Origin of the sequence: Pseudomonas sp. CDFA 610 (assembly GCF_021147865.1) — a bacterium.
GTDB lineage: Bacteria > Pseudomonadota > Gammaproteobacteria > Pseudomonadales > Pseudomonadaceae > Aquipseudomonas > Aquipseudomonas alliivorans.
This window is the reverse complement of the sequence record NZ_JAGTPM010000007.1, coordinates 102,837-121,430: the sequence shown is the minus strand read 5'-3', so window position 1 is coordinate 121,430 and position 18,594 is coordinate 102,837. Positions and strand designations below refer to the sequence as shown.

14 protein-coding genes are annotated in these 18,594 nt (G+C 59.8%); 4 read left to right on the top strand and 10 right to left on the bottom strand.

All coding sequences use genetic code 11. From position 1 onward, the window contains the following. The first annotated feature begins 50 nt into the window (after positions 1-50). The 4 genes from pcaD to KDX39_RS14420 all read left to right on the top strand — a co-directional run bounded on the left by pcaD (position 51) and on the right by KDX39_RS14420 (position 4,131). Positions 51-845, top strand: coding sequence for a 3-oxoadipate enol-lactonase (gene pcaD / locus KDX39_RS14435; RefSeq protein WP_231660830.1), 795 nt, complete (start codon positions 51-53; stop codon positions 843-845). A gap of 236 nt (positions 846-1,081) precedes the next feature. Next, the gene (locus KDX39_RS14430) at positions 1,082-2,041 is read left to right on the top strand and encodes a LysR substrate-binding domain-containing protein (RefSeq protein WP_231660829.1); all 960 of its coding nucleotides are present in this window, start codon (positions 1,082-1,084) and stop codon (positions 2,039-2,041) included. Positions 2,042-2,113: 72 nt separating this feature from the next. Beyond that, complete coding sequence (locus KDX39_RS14425) at positions 2,114-2,722, top strand: FMN-dependent NADH-azoreductase (protein WP_231660828.1); 609 nt, start codon at positions 2,114-2,116, stop codon at positions 2,720-2,722. A gap of 338 nt (positions 2,723-3,060) precedes the next feature. After that, positions 3,061-4,131 (top strand): alpha/beta hydrolase family protein, encoded by a 1,071-nt coding sequence (locus KDX39_RS14420; protein WP_231660827.1) that lies wholly within the window; start codon positions 3,061-3,063, stop codon positions 4,129-4,131. Between the two features lie 40 nt (positions 4,132-4,171). Here KDX39_RS14420 and KDX39_RS14415 read toward each other — a convergent pair whose 3' ends face one another. The 10 genes from KDX39_RS14415 to glgA all read right to left on the bottom strand — a co-directional run bounded on the left by KDX39_RS14415 (position 4,172) and on the right by glgA (position 18,241). Further along, positions 4,172-4,825, bottom strand: a complete 654-nt coding sequence (locus KDX39_RS14415) for a glycosyltransferase (protein ID WP_231660826.1) — start codon at positions 4,823-4,825, stop codon at positions 4,172-4,174. Next, on the bottom strand, positions 4,797-5,420 hold the full coding sequence (locus tag KDX39_RS14410; protein WP_231660825.1) for an SAM-dependent methyltransferase: 624 nt from the start codon (positions 5,418-5,420) through the stop codon (positions 4,797-4,799). The genes KDX39_RS14415 and KDX39_RS14410 overlap by 29 nt, the downstream gene beginning before the upstream one ends. Next, positions 5,417-6,190, bottom strand: coding sequence for a PIG-L deacetylase family protein (locus KDX39_RS14405; RefSeq protein WP_231660824.1), 774 nt, complete (start codon positions 6,188-6,190; stop codon positions 5,417-5,419). Before KDX39_RS14405 ends, KDX39_RS14410 begins: the two co-directional genes overlap by 4 nt. Continuing rightward, the gene (locus KDX39_RS14400; RefSeq protein WP_231660823.1) at positions 6,183-7,217 is read right to left on the bottom strand and encodes an acyl-CoA dehydrogenase family protein; all 1,035 of its coding nucleotides are present in this window, start codon (positions 7,215-7,217) and stop codon (positions 6,183-6,185) included. The genes KDX39_RS14405 and KDX39_RS14400 overlap by 8 nt, the downstream gene beginning before the upstream one ends. Next, entirely contained in the window at positions 7,214-9,397 is a 2,184-nt protein-coding gene (glgX, locus tag KDX39_RS14395) for a glycogen debranching protein GlgX (RefSeq protein ID WP_122445707.1), read from the bottom strand. Before glgX ends, KDX39_RS14400 begins: the two co-directional genes overlap by 4 nt. 157 nt (positions 9,398-9,554) lie before the next feature. After that, on the bottom strand, positions 9,555-9,947 hold the full coding sequence (locus tag KDX39_RS14390) for a DUF2934 domain-containing protein (protein WP_231660822.1): 393 nt from the start codon (positions 9,945-9,947) through the stop codon (positions 9,555-9,557). Positions 9,948-9,964: 17 nt separating this feature from the next. Further along, positions 9,965-12,748: a malto-oligosyltrehalose synthase gene (locus KDX39_RS14385; protein ID WP_231660821.1), complete on the bottom strand. Its 2,784-nt coding sequence runs from the start codon at positions 12,746-12,748 to the stop codon at positions 9,965-9,967. Continuing rightward, complete coding sequence (gene malQ / locus KDX39_RS14380) at positions 12,745-14,823, bottom strand: 4-alpha-glucanotransferase (protein ID WP_231660820.1); 2,079 nt, start codon at positions 14,821-14,823, stop codon at positions 12,745-12,747. The genes KDX39_RS14385 and malQ overlap by 4 nt, the downstream gene beginning before the upstream one ends. Then, entirely contained in the window at positions 14,813-16,630 is a 1,818-nt protein-coding gene (gene treZ / locus KDX39_RS14375; RefSeq protein ID WP_231660819.1) for a malto-oligosyltrehalose trehalohydrolase, read from the bottom strand. Before treZ ends, malQ begins: the two co-directional genes overlap by 11 nt. A gap of 18 nt (positions 16,631-16,648) precedes the next feature. Next, positions 16,649-18,241 carry a glycogen synthase GlgA gene (gene glgA, locus KDX39_RS14370; protein ID WP_231660818.1) on the bottom strand — a complete coding sequence of 531 codons (1,593 nt, stop codon included), beginning with the start codon at positions 18,239-18,241 and terminating at the stop codon, positions 16,649-16,651. Positions 18,242-18,594: the final 353 nt, after the last annotated feature.

Genomic DNA, 18,594 nt, shown 5'->3' with positions numbered 1-18,594 from the left:
ACGTCCCGACACTCATTAGTGTTCAGGTTTCGCTTTCTCTGGAGCTTCGAATGTCTGCCGTGCAACTCGCCGATGGCCCGTTGAATTATCTGCTTGAAGGCCCGCAGGATGCGCCCGTGCTGGTGCTGTCCAACTCGCTGGGCACCGACCTGCACATGTGGGACAACCAGATTTCGGCACTGACCGAACACTTTCGTGTGCTGCGTTACGACACGCGCGGCCATGGGCAGTCGCTGGTCAGCGAGGGCCCTTACAGCATCGAACTCAATGGCCGGGATGTGCTGGCGTTGCTGGACGCGCTGAATCTGGACAAGGTGTTCTTCTGTGGCCTGTCCATGGGAGGGCTGATCGGCCAGTGGCTGGCAATCCATGCCCCTGAGCGCCTGCAACGCGTTGTGCTGTGCAACACCGCGGCAAAGATCGGAAAACCGGATGTCTGGAACCCGCGCATCGAGACGGTGCTGCGTGACGGTCAGTCGGCCATGATTGCGTTGCGTGACGCCTCGATTGCCCGCTGGTTCACGCCGTCCTTTGCGAAAGCCGAGCCAGCGACGGTCGAGACCATCGTCGGCATGCTGGCACAGACCTCACCTCAGGGTTACGCGGCCAACTGCGCTGCGGTGCGTGATGCGGATTATCGCGAGCAGATCGCCTCGATCAAGCTGCCGGTTCTGGTGGTCTGCGGTACAGAAGACGCCGTGACCACGCCAGCAGACGGTCGCTTCATGCTCGAACGTATCGCGGGTGCGCAGATGATCGAGCTTGCGGCCGCTCACCTGTCGAGTGTCGAGGCGGGTGATGCATTTACCCGGCCGGTACTGGCGTTTTTGACGGCTGATCGGTAAGCACTGCGCCGCACATAAGCTCTGATTGAGCGGCAGGCCTCAGCGCGTCTTTGACATGGCGCTTGCTCGCAGCACACACCTGACGGTGTGAGGCGGCCTGCCGACGATGCAGTCGTAGTTTGTGGGTCGCTTGGTAAGAACGAGTTGGTTCGCGAAAGGGCAGCGAAAGCCACGCAAATTTGAGGTACCGGCTCACCCGCTGCCATACTCGCGCCCCTGAGCGCGCGAGGTGTCCTGTGTTCGATCTCAATGATCTGTTTTATTTTGTCCAGGTGGTCGAGTGCCGGGGATTTGCGCCTGCCGGGCGCAAGCTGGGTATTCCCAAGTCCAAGCTCAGCCGCCGCATTGCGGGTCTTGAAGAGCGACTCGGCGTCAGGCTGATCCAGCGCTCCACGCGCAAGTTCGCTGTGACCGAAAGCGGGCGTGATTACTACGGGCATTGCGTTGCGATGCTGGTCGAGGCCGAGGCGGCGGAAGAGGCCATTCAGCGTTCCAGATCCGAACCCCAAGGGCGCATTTCCCTCAGCTGTCCACCTGCCATGGGCGCGATGGGTATCAACGAGACCGTGGCCCGTTTCATGGCCGCACACCCCAAGGTTCAGGTGTATATCGAGAGCACCAATCGCCGCGTCGATCCACTGTCCGAGAACATCGACATCGCACTGCGAGTGCGATTTCCACCTCTGGAAGACGAAGGGCTGGTGGTCAAGACGCTCGGCTACAGCGCCCAGCGGCTGGTGGCTCATCCTGATCTGGCCGCACAGCTTGGCACCGATGCCTCGTTCGAAGATCTGGCAAATCTGCCCACTCTGGACCTGATCTCGGCGTCCTCGAACCACCGCTGGCTGCTGGAAAGCGGGACGGGGCAATATGTGGAAGTGCGTCACACGCCACGGCTGGTCTGCTCGGACCTCGATGCCATTCTGCAAGGCGCGCTGCAGGGTGTGGGCGTGGCGCAGCTGCCCGAAATACTGGTTCGAAGTGCTCTTCAACAGGGGCGCCTCGTTGAGCTGTTCAATGCCCATCGCCCCAAATGCGGCGTGATTCATGCGGCGTTTGCATCCCGGCGCGGGCTGCTTCCCGCCATCAGAGCGATGCTGGATGCGTTCGAAACCTCATTCAAGGAGCTGACTCATAACCCTGAGTCCATCTATAGTTCTATCAGTAGAACGAACAATCGCATTCAGGGCGACTAATCACGCATTAGGAACAGCGATAGGATGCTCCCCACTTGATCGCCCAATGACGATATGACTCGGGAAGCCCTTATGAACATTCTGCACATCGATTCCAGCATTCTTGGTGACCACTCCGCTTCGCGTCAGCTCAGCCGTAGCGTTGTCGAAGCCTACAAAGCCGCACACGCTGACAGCGCTGTGACCTATCGTGACCTGGCCAGCGAAGCGCTGAGTCACTTTTCGCCAGCGACCCTCGCCGCCGCAGGCACGCCGGTCGAAGGCCGCGACGCTGCCCAGCAACAGGAAGTCGCGACCAACGAAGCCACCTTGCAGCAGTTTCTGGATTCGGATGTAGTTGTCATCGGTGCACCCATGTACAACTTCACCATTCCTACGCAGTTGAAAGCCTGGATCGACCGCATCGCAGTCGCGGGCAGAACCTTCCGTTACACCGAAGCCGGCCCTGAAGGCCTGTGCGGCGACAAGAAGGTCATCATTGTTTCCACGTCTGGCGGCATGCACTCCGGGCAGCCGAGCAGCGTGGGTCATGAGGATTACCTCAAGCTGATGTTCGCGTTCATCGGCGTGACTGATCTTCAGTTCGTCCGCGCCGAAGGCCTGGCTTACGGTGAGGAACCTCGTGCCAACGCGCTGACCGCTGCGCAGCAGCACATCGAGCAGACGCTGTTCGCGGCCTGACAGGGCCCTGTTTCGATCAAGCTCCACCGCCCGCGCGTTGCGCAGGGTCGTGGAGCTTTTTAATGCCTGCGGTTCAGTGATGAATTGACAGCTTTCTTACAGGTAGCCAGGCGCTGGCGGCAGTACACTGCACGCCTGAGCGCTGCTTCGGGCCGATTTTTGTGCGGTGGTTGGCAGTTGCAAAAAACAGCGAAGATAGATGGCCCGGCTTATGCACTATTTCTGCAATAGGCACTCTCATTTGCTGTGAGAGCGGGGCGCTGGAGCATGAAGCTCGACACAAGCGCATGAATGGACTGTCCGGCACATGCCGGGACTTACAAAGGTTGGGCCTTGCCATGGTATGTCTTTGTGCAGTGATGCTGGTTTGTCTGCTCGATAGCCTGATTTCGGTGCACGTGCAGGCCGATGATTTCGTCACGGATAACGTGCTGCCAGACAGCGAATGGAGTGCCGGCTACCATGAGCTGAGTTTTATCGATCCGCTGGATTCCCAGCCGATGCAGGCCATCGCCTTTTATCCCTCCACTGATCCCGAGCAGGTCAGCGATGTGCAGGGCTATCGGGTCGAAGCGGGTGAAGACGCAGCCATCGCGCTGGGACGTTTTCCTTTGCTGATGCTGTCTCACGGCAATACCGGCACGCCACTCGCGCTGCACGATCTGGCGACTTCGCTCGCCCGTCGGGGCTTCGTCGTTGTGGCGGTCGTCCATCCTGGCGACAACTATCGCGATCACAGCCGCCTTGGCAGCCTGAGCAACCTGTACGGCAGACCTCTGCAGATTTCAGAAGCCATCAGCGCCGCGCTGACGGACCCCATGCTTGCGCCTTACCTCAGCGCGCGTCAGGTGGGTGTGATCGGCTATTCGGCTGGCGGAGAGACCGCCCTCATCCTGGCAGGCGCACAACCTGACCTGAAGCGCCTGCAGCAGTACTGCGTCGAGCGACCTTCCGACCGCGACGCCTGCAAGACTCAGGGCCAGCTGGTGGCAGACCGTGAAGACCTGCACCCACAGGCTGATCAACGGGTTGGTGCGTTGATGTTGATGGCGCCGCTCAGCCTGATGTTCGGCAGACAGACGCTGGGCGATGTCCATGTTCCGGTGCTGATGTATGCGGGTGCTGATGACCAGTTGCTGGCGCTGGACAAGAACGCTGAAGCGCTGGCGCGCAAGTTGCCCCAGGCGCCGGACTACAAGCTGCTGGCCGGGGCAGGGCACTTCATATTTATGGCACCCTGCAGCGATGAGCAGCGGGCCAGTATGCCTATGGTGTGCAACGATCGTGAAGGCGTTGACCGGGCCGACATCCATCGCACCCTGAGTGCCGAAGCGGTCAGGTTCTTCACCAGCACGCTGGGCGCGTCCGGTTCCGACAACTCCGGGATGCAGACGGCGAATCATCAATAAACGGCATGGTGGATGCTGCAAGACCGCGACGTGTCAGCCGTCAGGGATTCAATGAGCGCAAGTAATCCCCGAATCCGCCCCGGGCCTTTGAGTCCAGCCGGGTGCTGGTGGTGACCCGCGGGCGACAGCTCCAGGCGATGCGTGCACCGCAGAGTTCCAGCTGACGAACCAGATGCACGTCTTCATGGCACGCCAGTGCGGGGAATCCGCCGGCACGCAGGTAGGCCATCGAACTCACACCGAGGTTGGCACCGTGGATATGTCGATGCCCGTCACGATGCTGATAGAGCGCGTTGTAGGTCGTCTGTGCAGCAACGGAAACACCCTTATCCCAGGCACCCGGTGTCACCGTGCCGCATACTGCATCGGCATCCAGCGCAAGCTGTTCGGCGAGCCAGTCGCTGGCCACGCTGCTGTCTCCGTCGGTACAGGCCAGCCAGCGGGCACCTCTGTCAAGCAGAAAGGCTGCGCCCTGCGCACGAGCCTGGCCTACGTTGCGCGCCTGAATGTCGAGTGTCATGACGCCATAGAGCCGTGCGATCTCCGCCGAGTGATCAGTGCAACTGTCGAGTACTACCAGAACTTCGACCTTTTCCCCGTTCAGGGCTGGATGCGCTGCGGCCATCAGGACAGTTTCCAGGCACTGATCCAGCAACCGCTCTTCGTTATGTACCGGAATCAGAACGCCGATCATCCCAGAACTCCTTTTCAGCCACAGAGGTTCCATCACGTCCCCAAAGGTCCAACAGGAAGTCCTGTTCGTGATGAGTGAAAAGCCGGTGCATCGAGAGCCGCTCGTTCAACACGTCATGGACACGCTGTGCACTCAACGGACAATCGTCTATGTGAGGTCGCCAGTGGCAGGCGAGAATCTGGCCGTCCGGCGTAAGCGCTTCCAGCGCGCAGTCTATCCAGCGGTGCAGATCATTGAGGTCCAGGTAGTACCCCAGTTCGCTGAGTACGATCAGATCAAACTGGCCTTGTGGCCATTGTTGTGGCAGACGCGCCTGCATCACGCGAACATGGGGGAAATCAGTCAGTCGCTCGCGCGCCAGCTCGACAGCGCGTTGCGATGTGTCGCAACTCAGAAGGGTGTCGCAGCGTGTGGCCAGCTCGGCACTGAGCTCGCCGTTGGCACACCCGGGCTCAAAAATAGCCGAATAGTGTTCCCTGGGCAGTGCGGCCAGGCACAGCGCCCGCTTACGTCGTTCGTACCAGCGCTGCTTGAACGCCCACGGGTCGCTGTCGTTACGGAAAAGCTCGTCGAAATAGCTGTCAGCCACGCTCATGTGAAAACCACTTCAAAAGGCTGCAGCAAGCGCTCCAACACACTGTTCGGCAATACCGGCGATAAACCGATGCCGGGGTCGCCCTGTAACTGGCTGGCAAAGGCATGGGTAGCGTCCCGCTTGCGGGCACTGGTTTGCGGGTCCAGCAACACCTTGCGCGCTCTCTCCCACGGCAGACGCTCGTCTTCGGGGTCAGCCCAATGCCAGGCCCAGATCGGAATTTCATGAAGCTGTGCGCCAGTTGCCATGCAGGCACGGGCGGCGGCCCGGCCAACGGCCTCATGATCCCCGTGCCCATCTTCCGACCAAGTGGCGAACACGACATCAGTGGGGCACAGATGCTGTTCGAGGAGCGCGACCAGACGGTCTTCGTCGCTGGCGACATCGCCATCCTGAAAGCCGCCCCGAATCCATTCCAGACTGTCCAGGGGAATCTCCAGTCGCTCGAGCGCCTCGGCACTTTCCTGAGGCCGGATCGCGCTCAGCCGCTGCACGGGCCATAACGGCGAGCCCGGATGGCTGGCAGTGCCGTCGGTCACCGATATCAGCATCAGCGAGCGCTCCAGTTGCGCCAATTGCCGCATCAAGCCGCCGCAGCCCAGTATTTCATCGTCAGGGTGGGGGGCAATGATGACCGCCCGACAGTTGGGCGGCACCAGCAGGTCAGCAGTGATTGCCGCCAGCGCATTCAGTTTCTTCGAGGCGTTCCAGGCTTCCAGCGGCGTGCCGCGACCGGACTCGTCCTCACTGACCGTAAATCCTTCACTCATGAGCACGAGCCTCTGTGACCAGCGACCAGGTGTCGGTAGCTGGACGATGATTGCGTACCTGTTCGCCAAGTGCGGCGAGGTCCTGTTCGGCATGGCTCTGACGCAGGAACACCGGCAGATCCGCACTCAAACGGGCAAAGTGCGCATCCTTGCAATAAGGTCCGGCACCCAGCGCACGACCTGTGTGCTGTATGACCTGCTCGGCGCACTCTTCGACCACTGCGCGACATCGCCTGGCAAGCAGTTGAGCATCGGCAAGTGGCGCATGATCAATCTCGTCGGCTGCTGCCTGCAACACCCTGGACGCTCCATAAAGCGCTGTGTCCACAGCGCCCAGATGCGCCAGCGCATAGGGGTCGTCACGCTTGCCGGATTGAAGCAGCCGTTGTGCAATCGATCGAGAGGCGCCATACCAGCAGGCCGCGATACCGATGCCGCCTTGCCAGAATCCTGCTCTGTTCAGGTAATCGCCGGGAGAGCCGACGAGGTGCCCGAAGGCCTGCTCGAACAGTACGTCGACACTGCCCGTCGCGCTCATGCCAACGGCACGCCAGCCATCGGTGCCGATCTTCACACCCGGCTGATCCAGCGGCACTGCGACCAATTGCTGGCGCTGCTGCTCGTCCCATACGGTGACGAGTGCATGGCTGAGTACAGCAGCACCCGAGCACCATGCCTTGCGTCCATCGAGTCTCAGCGAATCGCCTGCACCGCTGAGAAGTACCCGGGCCTGAGGCGGCTCGGCCGCCCACATTCCCCAGGTACTGAATTGTTCGGGGGGCGGGGCACCCAGCTCCGCCATGATCGCCATGGCGTCGGTGTGCCCCTCATACAGCTTGCACAACCCCAGATCATGGCCTGCGACGCAGGCCAGCGCCTGCCAGCGCTCAAGCGTCTGACCGCTGGCAGGCAGGGGGATCCAGTCCAGCCCTTCGTTGACCATTGCCTGCAAGCACTCGCCCAGCGCACGCGTATCGGCATAGCCGTGCCTGCGCCAGTCGAGAAACTCACTCAAGGCCTGGGTCATTGTTGATCTTCACGCTTGAGTTCGAACAGCAGCAACGAGCGAGGAGTGACGGTGTATTGCGTACCGAAACTGAATTGCTCCTTGCTGCGTGCATCGTCCTGATTGGTGTCGATCAGGCAGGTGTAGTGCGTGCCTTCCGGCACTTCCGGCAGCGTGAAGTTGACACCGTCATGGTGTGCGTTGACCACCAGCAACAGCGTGGCATCAGCGCCCGGACGACGAATACCGGTTTCCTGTGCGCGGCCATCCATCAACATGCCCAGGCAGCGACCATTGCTGTCGTGCCATTGATCGACGGTCATCTCGTTGCCGTCCGGCGAGAGCCAGGTCACGTCCTTGACGCCGATTTCCTCGTTGTAATCGCCCACCAGGAAGCGGCTGCGACGCAGGATCGGGTAGCTCTGACGCAGCTTGATCACGCGGGTGACAAACTTGAGCAGCGCTTCGCCATCGCCGTCCAGATCCCAGTTCACCCAGCCAATTTCGCTGTCCTGGCAATAGGCGTTGTTATTACCGTGCTGGGTACGGGCAAACTCGTCACCGGCGACAATCATCGGCGTACCCTGAGCGAGCAGCAGGGTGGCGAAGAAGTTACGCATCTGACGCAGGCGCAACGCGTTGATTTCCGGGTCTTCGGTCGGACCCTCGACGCCGTGGTTCCAAGACAGGTTGTTGTTGCTGCCATCCTGATTGTTTTCGTCGTTGGCTTCGTTGTGCTTGTCGTTGTACGACACCAGGTCGTGCAAGGTGAAACCGTCATGCGCAGTGATGAAGTTCACCGACGCCTGAGGACGACGACCGCGCTGATTGAACATGTTGCCAGAGGCCGTCATGCGTGCAGCGAAGTCGGCCAGTTGACCTTCATCGCCTTTCCAGAAAGCACGTACGGTGTCGCGGAACTTGTCGTTCCATTCCATCCAGCCCGGCGGGAAGCCGCCGACCTGATAGCCGCCCGGGCCACAGTCCCACGGCTCGGCAATGAGCTTGACCTGACGCAGGACCGGATCCTGACGGCAGGCGACCAGAAAACTGTGACGCTCGTCGAAGCCATCATGGTAACGGCCCAGAATGGTTGCCAGGTCGAAGCGGAAACCGTCGACGTGCATTTCCGAAGCCCAGTAACGCAGGGAGTCGGTAACCATCTGAAGGACGCACGGGTGGCTCAGATCCAGCGTGTTGCCGGTGCCCGAATCATTGATGTAATAACGCTTGTCGTCCGGCATCAGACGATAGTACGAGGCGTTGTCGATACCGCGCATGGACAGGGTAGGGCCCAGCTCGTTGCCTTCAGCGGTATGGTTGTAGACCACATCCAGAATCACCTCGAGCCCGGCATGGTGCATGTGCGCAACCATTTCCTTGAACTCGGCAATTTTGCCGTGCGCCAGATAGCGCGGGTCGGGGGCAAAGAACGCGATGCTGTTGTAGCCCCAATAGTTGGTCATGCCCTTTTGCAGCAAGTGCTGATCATTGACGAACGCATGGATCGGCAATAGCTCGACAGAGGTTACGCCCAGCTTGCGGATGTGATCGACGACGTCGGCTGATCCCAGACCTGCAAACGTACCGCGCAGCTCTTCCGGCACCGAAGGATGACGCATGGTGAAACCGCGCACGTGGGTCTCGTAGACAATGGTTTTGTCCCACGGGATGCCGACGCGCTGATCACGGCCCCAGGTGTACGCCGGGTCGATAACCTTGCTTTTTGGTACAAATGGCGCGCTGTCGCGCTCGTCGAAGCTCAGGTCGCCGTCGGGGTGACCAATGGTGTAGCCAAACAGGGCTTCCGACCATTTCAGCTCGCCTACCAATTGCTTGGCGTACGGGTCGATCAACAGCTTGTTGTGGTTGAAGCGATGGCCATTCTGCGGGTCATACGGTCCGTATACGCGGTAGCCGTAGATCAGGCCCGGATGAGCATCCGGCAGATAGCCGTGGTAAATCTCGTCGGTGTATTCCGGGAGCTCGATGCGTTCCAGTTCCACTTCACCCGACGCGTCGAACAGGCACAGCTCGACCTTGGTAGCATTGGCCGAGAAGATCGCGAAGTTGACGCCCAGGCCGTCCCAGCTGGCACCCAGTGGGAAGGGAAGTCCTTCACGGATACGTGACGGGGTACTGGCAGGGTTTTCTGGTGTGGCCGAACTTTCATCTGCCGCTGTGGTGGACTTCGTATTCATGGTGCCTTCCTGACGTCGAATGATTTTCTAAGCGGCCGAAACCGTTATCGAAGCCGAGCGGGCTTCAACACTGAAGTTAAAGTTTGGGGTTACCGCAGGTCTCAAGATGAACTCAATGAGACCTGCGACAATGGACTTGCGAGAAGACAGAAGAGTTTCAAGTATTCGATGGCTTGCGCGGTTTCTTCGGTGCAGGCTTGGCCGGCGCATCGCCTGAAGCGGCCGCAGGTGCCGGTTTTGGCTTGGCCGGAGCTTTTGGTTTGGGCGCCGCTGCCGGCTTGGACGCTGCCGGTTTGGCAGCAGGCTTGGCGTCTGGCGCTGCCTTGGCTACCGGTTTGGCAGAGCCCTTGGCAGGGGCCTTGGCGCTGTCAACTTCCGGCAGCTTGGGCTTGCTGGATTTGCGCGCAGAGGTTTTGTCCGGAGCCAGAGCTTCGGCTTCCGCCAGCTTGCGCGCCATTTCCCAATGGCGTGCGTCATGGCCGGAAGGCTTACCTTCGGACTCCCAGATCTGATAGGCAAATTCACGGATTCTTTTTTCGTCGGCACTCATCTCGACACTCCCAGGTATTACATAGTTTGAATAAGCAAATTGACGGAAAACTCTTCAAGCGCTGCGCTGAGCGGTATTTCCCCGTCACTCATCACGACGACGTCGGAAAAGAGGCCTTTCCACTTCTGATCTGAATCTGCAAACGGCACGGTAATACGTGTGTCACCCCAGTGAGCAGCATTAATGAATGGAACCTGCGCAGTGCCCAATAGTTCACTGGATATGCGCGGCACCACCACGATTGCTCGCTCGTTCGCGGTAATCCGTGCGAACGCCAGTACCTTATCGGCATGAATGCCTTTCACTTCCAGCGGCTGATAATCGCCTTCACTGAACAGCGTCGGGTGCGTGGCACGCACGTTGAGCGCCGCTGCAATCAGTGCCTGTTTGATCCGGCCGTCATGCCAGTGAGTCAAGAGCTCGGGTGCGCTGACATTCTCTGTCAGAGCCTGTTGCCGAGCAGCGTAGTCCACTGGCCTGCGGTTGTCCGGGTCGACCAGACTGAAATCCCAGAACTCCGTGCCCTGATACAGATCGGGCACACCGGGCACTGTCAAGCGTAGCAAGGTTTGCGCCAGACTATTGAGCGCGCCCGCGTTGGCGATGCGATTGGCGGTGGCGCTCAGTGACTGGCGCAGTGCGAGCGCTTCGGGGGCCAGCAGCACGCGTTGCAGAAACTCTCGGCATGCCGTCTCGTAAGGCTGGTTCGGCGCACTCCAACTGCTCTGCAGTTTGGCTTCGCGCAGGGCTTTTTCCTGCCATTGCACCATGCGCTTTGCATAGTCTTCATGGGCTTGTTCGCCTTCCAGATCCAAAGGCCAGCTTCCCAGCAACGCCTGGTAGAGCATCAGCTCATCACCTGCGCTGATCACAGGCTCTTCACCTTTGAGCGGCACCGCCAGCTGGCGCCAGCGCTCTACCTGCTCCGCGTACCAGTCAGCGCACTCGCTGAGGACCGCCAGGCGTGTGCGGGTGTCTTCGCCGCGCTTGTGATCGTGCGTAGCGGTCGCCAGCAGATTGTCCGGGAACGTCTCGATGCGCTGGATGCAGGCCTGGTGAAAGTCTTCAATCGGCGCACTGAAATGTTGCGGGTGGAAGCCCACATCGTTGCGCGACAGCAGCACGGCCGAACGATAGAACGAGGTGTCTTCCACCGATTTTGCCGCCACAGGAGAGGTCAACTGCTGGAAACGCACGCACGCATTCTTGTACAGCTTGCGCAGATGGCCGCGTGGCAGTTTTCTCCATGATTCGCCGCCCAGCCAGCGCGCGAGGTAATCCAGCACCGGCCAGTCACCCTCGTTCAGCGTCGAGCGAGCACCTTCCATGGCCTGCTGGAAGAATCTTTCATCTTCTGTCGAACGGCCGCAGACGGTGATATAGGTGCGGTACACCGGGAAGTTCACGATCAAGGCCAGCAGCGCACGGCGAATCGCACCCAGCGTCAGGTCACGGCTCATCAGGTCGCTGCGCGCCACCTGCAGCAGCGACTGCGCAACGTTTTCGAAATCGCCCGCCAGCGTACCGTGCAGGACCAGATCTCGCGCCACCAGTACTTCCTCGTCGAAGTTGGCGGTACGTTCACTCAGTCGGCTCCACAGCGCGCCCAACGGGGCTTCACCCTTGGGGTCGTGTTGCAGCAGCGATACCTGGTTCATGAATTCGTAGCCGGTGGTGCCGTCCACGCTCCAGTCTTCGCGCAACGGTTCGTCAGGACCGAGAATCTTTTCAACGAAAATCGGCAGGTGATTCAATTTGGCTTCTGCCGGTCGCTGGCTCAATAGCCTCTGGACGCGGCGATGCAGTTTGCGTCCGTAACCGCGCGGGTTGGCCAGGCCGTCGATGTGGTCGATGCGCAAGCCGTCTATAAGGCCGTCAGCGATCAGCTGGAAGATCTTGCCGTGAGTGGCTTCGAACACATTCGGACGCTCGACGCGCAAGCCGCCCAGTTCGTTGATGTCGAAGAAACGACGCCAGTTGATATCGTCACCAGCGGTGCGCCAGCTCGCCAGACGATAGTACTGACGCTCCAGCAGTTGGTGAAGGCAGTCAAAACCCTCAGGCTGACTGGAGTCGAATCGGGTAATGACCTGTTCGATGGCCTTGAGTACCTGCGCGTCGTTCGCCAGTTCGGCGAGTTCGGCCTTGGCCTGACGCGCGCGCTCGTACGCTTGTGGATACTGGTTCAGCGCTGCGAAACGTTCACCCAGTTCCTTGAGTTTCGGGTGGTCGGCGTTCTGCAGCAGCGAGTCGTAGGTGGTCGGGCAGATCGGAAAGTGGTGCTGGTAATGCTCGATATGAAAGGCACCGCGCTGCGCGTCGAAGCGCAGTGGAATTTCGCCTGCCTGCAATACGGTGCCGTAATCGCTGCTCAGGAAAGGCAGCAGTAATTGACCGGCCAGTAGCGGATCCGGCGAATTCCACTGGATGTCGAAGAAGTCGGCATATGGACTGCGACGTCCCCATTCAAGCAGATCGAGCCACCATGGATTATCTGCACCACCCACTGCCATATGGTTGGAAACGATGTCCAGGATCATCCCCATGCCATGCTCACGCAGCTTCGCCACCAGACGGAGCAGGGCAGGTTCGCCACCCAGTTCCGGGTTGATGATGGTCGGATCCACCACGTCGTAACCGTGCATGGAACCTGCGCGTGCCTTCAGAATCGGCGAGGCATACAGGTGACTGATGCCCAGGCTGGCGAAGTACGGCACCAGTGGCACGGCATCATCCAGCGTGAAGTCTTTATGAAACTGCAGACGTTGTGTAGCTCTCAACGGTTGTAGAAGACGGTTCATTGGTCACGCTCCGCAGCTTGCAGCCGGGATTGGGACAGCAATTCCAGTCGTCGAGCAGCATCTTCATTATCAAGGAGTGAGGCTGCATCGCCGGGTAGACGTCTGCGCCAGTTGGGGTGGCTGTCGATGGTGCCGGGCAGGTTGGCCTGTTCCTGAACACCCAGTGCGTCCTCGACGGGCAGCAGCACCAGCGGCGCACGGGTGTGGCCCAGGTATCGAATGCTGGCATCAATGATCTGTACCGGGTCTTCCGTGTTCTCATCCAGACCGTCGTTGCTCTGGCTCAAGGCCCGACGCAAAGCGTCGTACTCGCGGGCGCGTTCTTCACGCCAGTGCTGCTCGCTTTGTGCGTCCACATGACCCAGTCGCGCGTTCCATTCGATGTCCAGCTCGCTGAGCCAGCCGGCCAGCGTCGGTAGATCGTGGGTGCTGGTGGTTGCCAGCGCCTCGTCGGACCAATCCAGAATCGGTTTGAAAGAACCGTTGTTCTGCTCGAACAACAGTACGCGCATGCCCAACATCTCGCGGGCGCTGAGTTTTTCACTGAGGCCTTCAGGCACAGTGCCAAGGTCTTCACCCAGTACGATGGCTTCATGACGCAGCGACTCCAGGCTCAGCAGTCGCAGCATGTCGTCCAGCGGAAAGTTCAGGTAAGCACCTTCGCTGGGCGGCGAGCCCAGCGGGATCACCCAAAGGCGTTGCAGGCCCATCACATGGTCAATGCGCAGGCCGCCCGCATGGGCAAAATTGGCGCGCAGCATTTCGATGAAGGCGCGGAAGCCATTGCGCTTCAGGCCGTCGGGAGAAAACGCGGAAATGCCCCAGCTCTGCCCTGCGCGATTCAGGATGTCAGGCGGAGCACCAACGGTCAGGGCCGATAACAATTCGTCCTGACGGCTCCATGCCTGGCTGCCGCCACCATCGGCACCGACGGCCAGGTCGGCGATCAGACCAACACGCATGCCGCTGCTGCGTGCCGCAACCTGAGCGCGTTCGAGACCGCGTGCGATCAACCACTGGGTAAAGGCGTGAAAACTGATCTGGGGGCCATGTTCAGTTGCGAACGATGACACTGCCGGGTTGCGAGGATCTTTCAGCTCATCGGGCCAATCATGCCAATTGTCGCTGATATTCATGCGCGGACATTCGGCGCGTAAAGCTTCGAATCGGCAGTGGTTTTCAAGTGCTTCACCACCGCTGTGACGGAAACTGTTGAAGTCCTCATACAGAGGGTGCGAACTGGCGCTGAATGCGTTGTACAAGGCATGCAGAGCCTTCCATTTGGCGGCAGCGGCAGCGGGCCAGTCGATCAGCGGGAGAGCCTCGAGGCGTTTCAGCTCATCGGCAACGCCGGCATCTTCGATGGCTTGACGCCACGCTCGTTCGCCCAGAATGGCACCGGGCGAGGCGTACAGGCTGTTGAGAAAGAGTCGGCTGGAAGGCGAGTAAGGGCTGTAGCGGTGCGGGTCGCTGGCGAACATGGCGTGAATCGGACTGATCGCCAGTGCGTCAGCACCACGTTCGCCGGCTGCACGGACCAGCGATTCAAGTGCCTGCGTATCGCCAAAACCACCGTCACCTTCGCGCCGCAGCCCGTAAAGCTGAACCGTCAGGCCCCACGCCCGTGGTTTGCGCGTGTCGGTGGCCATGGCCATGCTGAAGCAGGTTTCCGGGGCGACCGCGATGGTCAACTGTTGCCCGGCAATATCCAGTTGCTGATACCCGGGCGGTGCGAGCGCAGGCAGCTCGGCATGGGCAGTCAGCCTGGCATCCAGTGACGAGCCGTCTTCCAGATGCAGGGTAAAAGGCGTCTCAGGCTTGAACCAGGCCGACAGATCCAGCTTGCAGTCTTGATCGACAGTCAACAGCGGCGGTGCGCCTGCACTCTCGCGGGCGGCCTGCAAGCGCTGCAGGCTGGCATCAATGGCCTCGCTGCCGTCGGCCGGGTAGCCCAACGCCTCGAGAACCTTGCGCAAGACATCGTGGCTGACAGTCTGCGGACGAGCGTTGGCATCGACCCAGTGCACCGACAGGCCTGCTTCGGTGGCAAGCCTTTCCAATTGCTCATTGCTCATCCCGTTCCTCCAGAACATCACGGCCTGTCAGGCTGACAATTGCCGTGTATGGATTGAGGATGCCTTGGTGTGAAAGTTCGGACGATTTTGGCAAGGTGGAGAAAATCACCCTCGCACCTTCCTGTTGCGAAGCAGTGACAGCGTGCTCGCTCAGGTTCAGGTCAATGCGCAGCACACTGCCGTCGCCCATGCGCCAGCGCGCACTGACGGCCCCATCCCCCAGAATGTCGGTGCCCAGTGCCTGAGCGCCGGGCAGGCGCGGGATGATTTCCTGCTTACGCAGCACCAGCAATTGCTTATAAAGCTCTAGCCAGTTGCGGTGATCCAGCCCTGCATCCGTTTCCAGATTCAGCGCTGCGAAAGCCGGGCGGGAAGCTTCGAAAGTCTTCGGATCATTAGGGTCGGGGATGTGCTCGCGACGCTCTGGATCGGCGAACGCGGCGAAATCGGCGAATTCATTGCGTCGACCTTCGCGTACAAGATCAGCCAATTCGCCATGGTGACTGGTAAAGAACAGGAACGGGTCGCTGGCTGCCCATTCATCGCCCATGAACATCAATGGAATCATCGGCGAAAGCAGCAGCAGGGCGGTGGCCGCCTTGAGTGCCGGTGCAGTGCAGAGCTGCGGCAGGCGTTCACCAAGTGCGCGGTTGCCGATCTGGTCATGGTTCTGCAGAAACAGAACGAAAGCGCTGGGCGGCAGATGACCGCTGGGCTCACCGCGAGTGTGGCCGTGCCGGGTCTGTTCGCCCTGATACACGAAGCCTTCGCTCAACAGACGGGCCAGCTTCTGTGTCGGCTCCTGCGCGAAGTCCGAATAGTAGGCGTCAGTTTCGCCGGTCAACAGTACATGCAGCGTGTTATGCCCATCGTCATCCCATTGGGCGTCAAAACCTTTGTCGGCGAGCAGGCTGGCCTGGTTGAATTCGTTCTCCAGATTCAGCCATACGTGTCGGTCTGGTTCGATCTGTTCACGCACCCGCTCGGCGAATTCCGGCAGAAACGTTTCGTCACGGATGGCGTGGACAGCGTCCATGCGCAGGCCGTCAAAACGGTATTCGAGCAGCCACATCAGCGCGTTGTCGACGAAGTAATCGCGTACTTGCGGACGCCGGAAGTCAATGGCGTCGCCCCATGGCGTATGCAGGTCGCTGCGGAAAAACTCTTTGGCGTAACTGCCCAGATAGTTGCCGTCCGGACCGAAGTGGTTGTAAACGACGTCCAGAATGACCGCCAGCCCATATCCATGCGCGGTGTCGATCAGATGCTTGAGCTGTTCGGGCGTGCCGTAGGAGGACTGCGGTGCATAAGGCAGCACCCCGTCGTAACCCCAGTTGCGGTCGCCTGGAAATTGCGCGAGGGGCATCAGTTCGATGGCGGTGACACCCAGATCGGCCAGATGCTGCAGATGCTTTTCTACACCTGCATAACCCCCCAGCGTGCCCACATGCAGCTCATAAATGACTGCCTCATGCCAGGGACGGCCTTTCCAGTCGGTGTTTTTCCACTGATAGGCACACGGGTCGACGACGACGCTGTGTGAGTGAACATCGTCGGCCTGGGCGCGGGAGGCGGGGTCAGGGACCTTGAGCTCCCCATTGATATTGAATTGGTAACGGGCGCCCGCCTTGCAGCGGGCCTCCAGAGCGAACCAGCCTTCAGGCTGAGGGAGCATGGTCAGTGATTGACCATCCTCCAGTTCAAGGGTGACGTTGTCGGCATCCGGTGCCCAGAGGGCAAACCGGGTGAGTTCGGGGTTTACCAAAACGGCGCCGTGGCGCCAGCTGTCTTCTGTGCGCAGAGGCATCCATTAACCCCTTTTTCCTTAATAGTGAATTGAAGCGCCCGCATTTTTCTTCAACAGATCGCGATACAGTTCTGCGTAGGGCTCTACCGCCTGATGCCAGTTGAACGGAGCGGCCATGGCGCGGCAGCGCATGGCATTGAGTAACTCTGGGTGAGCGAAAACCTGAAACGCACGGTTCAGGGCTTCGGCGTAGCTTGCCACGGTCGACTCGTTGAACAGAAAACCTGTCACACCGTCTTCAATAGTGTCGGCCAGACCACCTGTGTTGCGCGCCACTGGCAGCGAACCGAAGCGCTGAGCGTACATCTGGCTCAGGCCGCACGGCTCGTACCGGGAGGGCATGAGCAGAAAGTCACTGCCTGCAAACATGCGTCGGGCATCGGTTTCATTGAAGCCGATGCGCACGCCGATGCGCCCGGGGAAACGGGTCGCAAGCGCACGCATGGCGTCTTCTTCTTCAGGTTCACCGCGACCGATAATTGCAATCTGGCCACCGTTGTTGACGATGTGCTCGGCAACACCAATCGTCAGGTCCAGACCTTTCTGGTAGACCAGACGTGAGACCACCGCGAACAGCGGGCCGGTGGACGCGTCCAGGCCGAACAGTTCTCGAACGTAATCAGCGTTGATTTCCTTGCGCAGCCACTCGTTGGGTGCAAAGTGGCAGATCAGGTGCTCATCGGTGGCGGCGTCCCAACTGGCGTCGATCCCATTGGGAATACCGCTGAGCTGACCCTTGTCGGCCTTGCTCTGCAGAAAGCCTTCCAGTCCGCAGCCGAATTCTGGTGTAGTGATTTCCTTGGCGTAGGTCGCGCTCACGGTCGTGATGTGATTCGCGTACGCCATGCCAGCTTTGATGAACGACAGCTTGCCGTAGAACTCCATGCCTTCAGCCTGCAGTGCTTCGTCAGGAATACCGAGTTCACGGCTCGAACCTGTGCTCACAGTGCCCTGATAGGCAAGGTTGTGGATGGTGAAGATGCTGGGCGTGGTCTGACCGCGCCATTTCATGTAAGCGGGGGCGAGTCCAGCCGGCCAGTCATGGGCGTGAACCAGTTCGGGGCACCATTGGGTCTTCACTGCGCCTGCCGCGAAGTCGGCGGCGGCGAGGCCAAGGCGTGCAAAACGAATGTGGTTGTCGGACCAGTCCCGGCCATGGCGGTCGGCGTAAGGTGTGCCTTCGCGCTCGTAAAGTTCAGGGCAGATCAGCACATAAATGACGAGGCCGTCTTTCATGTCCATACGCCCGACCTTGCACGCAGGTAACCCTGCATATCCGCCCAACTGGCTGATGATATGGATCGGGTTGCCGCTATTGATCACTTGCGGATAGCCGGGTATCAGCACACGAACATCGTGCAAGTGACGCATGGCTCGCGGCAAGGCAGCAGATACATCGCCCAACCCCCCGGTTTTTACCAGGTCAGCCAGTTCTGATGTCACGAAAAGGACTTTGCGTTTGTTGACTTGGGAAAGGGTGGGCTGTGAAGTCGAAGTTGGCAATTGCAGCAGTGGAACGCTCGTCGTAGCGAAAACCGGCAGATGAGTCAGCTCGCTGGCCGGCTGATTAAAACTCTCTCCCTTCTGGGTTTTGACAGCGGCGCTAATCATCGTTTTCTCCCGTTAAAACAGTATTGGTGCATCACATGATTTTTATTGGCCATTTCCTATGGCCGGGTACCTGCACCTGCACTACGCAAAAACAGTACCGACTTGGACTATACATAGCAGCGATGCAACGTGAAGAAGACATTGTCTGCAATATGCCAACAGCATAGGCGCTCTATTCACCTGACCCGGCACTTTTGGAGAAGTTTCGAGTTTTTTACCGGCGGTCGTCTGGGGCGGGGGTTGGCGGCCTGTTTATGGGCATACGCGGCGAGATGACTGCGCCTTTTCGGGGCGGGGTTCGACGATATTGGCGAGTAATGACCGGCCGTCGGATTGTTCGACAATCATCTGGA

Bases quoted from the DNA above. Each gene is read 5' to 3' on its own strand.
- pcaD (WP_231660830.1), top strand. From the start codon at position 51: ATGTCTGCCGTGCAACTCGCCGATGGCCCGTTGAATTATCTGCTTGAA.
- KDX39_RS14425 (WP_231660828.1), top strand. From the start codon at position 2,114: ATGAACATTCTGCACATCGATTCCAGCATTCTTGGTGACCACTCCGCT.
- KDX39_RS14420 (WP_231660827.1), top strand. From the start codon at position 3,061: ATGGTATGTCTTTGTGCAGTGATGCTGGTTTGTCTGCTCGATAGCCTG.
- KDX39_RS14415 (WP_231660826.1), bottom strand. From the start codon at position 4,825: ATGATCGGCGTTCTGATTCCGGTACATAACGAAGAGCGGTTGCTGGAT.
- KDX39_RS14410 (WP_231660825.1), bottom strand. From the start codon at position 5,420: ATGAGCGTGGCTGACAGCTATTTCGACGAGCTTTTCCGTAACGACAGC.
- KDX39_RS14405 (WP_231660824.1), bottom strand. From the start codon at position 6,190: ATGAGTGAAGGATTTACGGTCAGTGAGGACGAGTCCGGTCGCGGCACG.
- KDX39_RS14400 (WP_231660823.1), bottom strand. From the start codon at position 7,217: ATGACCCAGGCCTTGAGTGAGTTTCTCGACTGGCGCAGGCACGGCTAT.
- glgX (WP_122445707.1), bottom strand. From the start codon at position 9,397: ATGAATACGAAGTCCACCACAGCGGCAGATGAAAGTTCGGCCACACCA.
- KDX39_RS14390 (WP_231660822.1), bottom strand. From the start codon at position 9,947: ATGAGTGCCGACGAAAAAAGAATCCGTGAATTTGCCTATCAGATCTGG.
- KDX39_RS14385 (WP_231660821.1), bottom strand. From the start codon at position 12,748: ATGAACCGTCTTCTACAACCGTTGAGAGCTACACAACGTCTGCAGTTT.
- malQ (WP_231660820.1), bottom strand. From the start codon at position 14,823: ATGAGCAATGAGCAATTGGAAAGGCTTGCCACCGAAGCAGGCCTGTCG.
- treZ (WP_231660819.1), bottom strand. From the start codon at position 16,630: ATGCCTCTGCGCACAGAAGACAGCTGGCGCCACGGCGCCGTTTTGGTA.
- glgA (WP_231660818.1), bottom strand. From the start codon at position 18,241: ATGATTAGCGCCGCTGTCAAAACCCAGAAGGGAGAGAGTTTTAATCAG.